Raw genomic sequence first — 2,921 nt, forward strand, 5'->3', positions numbered from 1 at the left:
CAATCGTCATCGCGCCGCTGAAGACGTCGAGAGCGCCGAGCCCGATGATCGCAACGCTCATCAGCTTTTCGAGGAGCCCGGTCATCGATTGGGCGGCCGTCGAGATTTTCTCGACACGGAACCGGACGGAAATCGATTGCGCCGAATAGTCGTCCCAGGCGCGGCGCTGGCGTGGTTCAAGCGCCAGCGATTTGACGGTGCGCATGCCGTGGACGGTTTCAACGAGCAAAGCCTGGCGGTCGCCTTCCGCCTTGTAAAGCGCCTGGAGACGACGCTGGAAGGGGCCGACCAGAAGCATGACGACGAGGCCGACAAGGGCGGCAAATCCGATGACGACGAGGGTCAGCTTGACGCTGTAAAGAAGCAGGATCGGAATGAAGACCAGCAATGACACGCCGTCGAGAAGCGTCAGAAACAGGCGGCCGGTCAGAAACTCGCGAATCCTGCCTGTCTGCTGCATGTGCTTCACGAGGACGCCCGCCGAAGCCTGCTCGAACAAGGCGATTGGAAGATTGAGCAGATGCCCGAACGTGCGTGTCGCGATGCGGATATCGATCCGGTTCGTCGCATAGAGCAACAGGTAACGGCGTAGGAAGCTGAAGGCAGCATCGAAGACAAGGGCAATGCCGATGCCGATGGTCAGGACCGTCAGCGTTGCGTAGCTCTGATGGACCAGCACCTTGTCGATGACAAGCTGAAAGAAGATCGGCGTCATCAGGCCAAGGCCGTAGAGGACGATGGCGGCAAGGGCAACATCGCGGAAGAAGCTGCGCTGCTTGATGATCTCGGGAATGAACCAGCGGAAGCCGAAAGGCTGGTCGGCATCGTTGATGCTGAAGTTTCGCTTCATCATCACGACGGATCCCCGCCAAGACCTGGTGAACTGCTCCTCGTTCAGGAGAATGAAGTCAGGGCGCTCGGCGAGCGGGTCGAGAACCCTGATTTTTGCCTCTTCTTCACCCATGGCCGGGCCGGCAATGACGACCCAGTTGCCGTTCTCGAGTTCCGCCAGAACCGGGAAGGCCTCGCCCAACTGGACGAGTGATGTCCAGGAAAGGCTGATCTGCCGTGCGCGCAATCCGGCATCCTTCGCCATGCGCAGCAGCTGCCGCATTTCGACCGGCCGCTCGTCGACTGCGTAGTCGTGCTGCAGGCGTTCGGGTGATAGATCGACGCCGTGATGGCGTGCGACGAGAGCAAGGCAGTGTAGATTGGTGTGCAAAAACGTACTCATGGCCCACCCGGGTGTCTGCGTTGATGGTTCGTCAGTTGAAGTTCGGCGACGCGTTGCCCGAGGCACCGGAAGGAGGGATGATCTCAGCCTTCTGATTGGGGTCGTTGACGCGCCGCACGGCGCCGGCCTCGACAAGCCCGCCAAGCGCCTTCTGCATCAGGTCGACCGCATTCGCGAACGCGTCGACCGGCAAGATAATGCGTTGGCGGAATACCGGCTTCGGGTTGTTGCTCGCATCGCGCTCGGTGGCCGACAGCGACATCAGATCGATGCGCACGATGGTGCCGGTAACGGTGATTTCGCCAATTCCATCTGCATAGAGTTCATTGCTCATTGTCGTCTCCTCGTTTCGATAGCTGATCATGGATGGTGATGTTGTGCGTGTTGCCAGGCCGGGAACGGATCCGCGAGATGCCTACCGAGATCGGGGTCGAAGCTTGCTTCGTCTCCGATCAGGCAATCGTCGAGCGCGGCGCTGATCGCCCGCTTATCGAAGCCGGCGCCGATGAACACGAGTTCCTGGCGGCGATCGCCCCATACGGCGTCCCAATAGCGGTCGAGCAGTTGGCGGAACTGCGGATAGCGTGGCCAATGCGCCTTTGACACGCTTGCCCACCAGAAGCCCTTGGTGTCCATGCGTCGCTGTGTACCGGCAATCGAAAGGAGCCCGATCTCGTTCGGCCGCGTCGCCAACCAAAAGTGTCCCTTGGCGCGAATGAGGCCCGGCCACTGCTGCGCGAGAAAGCGGTCGAGCGCGGCGGGGTCGAAAGGACGGCGTGCGCGATAGACGAAGCTTGAGATCCCGTACTCCTCGGTTTCCGGAACATGGTCGCCCCAGCCATAGAGCTCCTTGTGCCAGTACGGGTGACGGGCCGACTTGGCCTCGCTGAAAAGGCCGGTGTCCAGAATGGTGGAAAGCGGGAGATGGCCGAAGTCCGTCTCGATGACGCGAGCATCGGGATTGAGTGCCGCAACGATCTGGCGCACCATCGCGCGGGTCTCGGAACTGACCTCGGAAACCTTGTTGATCACGACCACATCGGCAAATTCGATCTGCTCTACGAGCAGGTCTACAAGCGTTCGTACGTCATCGGTGTCGCGAGTTTCGCCGCGATCGCTCAGGAAATCGGCGCTCGAGTAATCCGCCAGGAGGTTTGCCGCGTCGACGACCGACACCATTGTATCAAGCCGCGCAACGTCGCAAAGCGCGCTGCCGTTTTCGTCGCGAAAAGAGAATGTAGCGGCGATCGGCAGAGGTTCGGCGATGCCGGTGCCCTCGATGAGCAGATAGTCGAAGCGACCGTCGGCAGCAAGCCGACGCACTTCGCTCAACAGATCGTCACGCAGCGTGCAACAGATGCAGCCGTTGGTGAGTTCCACCAGGGTTTCATTGGTGCGCGACAGGTTGGCACCCCCATCACGAACGAGCTCAGCATCAATATTGATTTCGCTCATGTCGTTGACGATGACGGCAACCCGGCGTCCTTCCCGGTTACGCAATACATGGTTGAGGATGGTTGTCTTTCCCGCGCCGAGGAAACCCGCCAAAACCGTTACTGGGAGGCGCTTGTCGCCACCTGTCATTGATACTCCCCCACTCGCTGTTACGCTGCGAGCTGCTGCCTGAATGCCACGTCCACGTAGTAGTTGGTGCTGTTGAATGTGCTCGTCGGGAACAGCCCGCTGG

The 2,921-nt window shown here is 60.3% G+C and carries 3 protein-coding genes; all 3 read right to left on the reverse strand.

Annotation, left to right across the window (positions count from 1 at the left end; translation table 11 throughout):
• Positions 1–1,234 (reverse strand): ABC transporter transmembrane domain-containing protein (locus tag FHT97_RS30580; protein WP_246712870.1); only part of this gene is annotated, 1,234 nt, incomplete at its 3' end.
• Positions 1,235–1,265: 31 nt separating this feature from the next.
• Positions 1,266–1,568, reverse strand: a complete 303-nt coding sequence (locus FHT97_RS30585; RefSeq protein WP_183865208.1) for a hypothetical protein — start codon at positions 1,566–1,568, stop codon at positions 1,266–1,268.
• 26 nt (positions 1,569–1,594) lie between these two features.
• Entirely contained in the window at positions 1,595–2,818 is a 1,224-nt protein-coding gene (locus FHT97_RS30590) for a GTP-binding protein (RefSeq protein ID WP_183865210.1), read from the reverse strand.
• Positions 2,819–2,921: the final 103 nt, after the last annotated feature.

Origin of the sequence: Rhizobium sp. BK399, from assembly GCF_014194695.1 — a bacterium.
Taxonomy (GTDB): domain Bacteria; phylum Pseudomonadota; class Alphaproteobacteria; order Rhizobiales; family Rhizobiaceae; genus Rhizobium.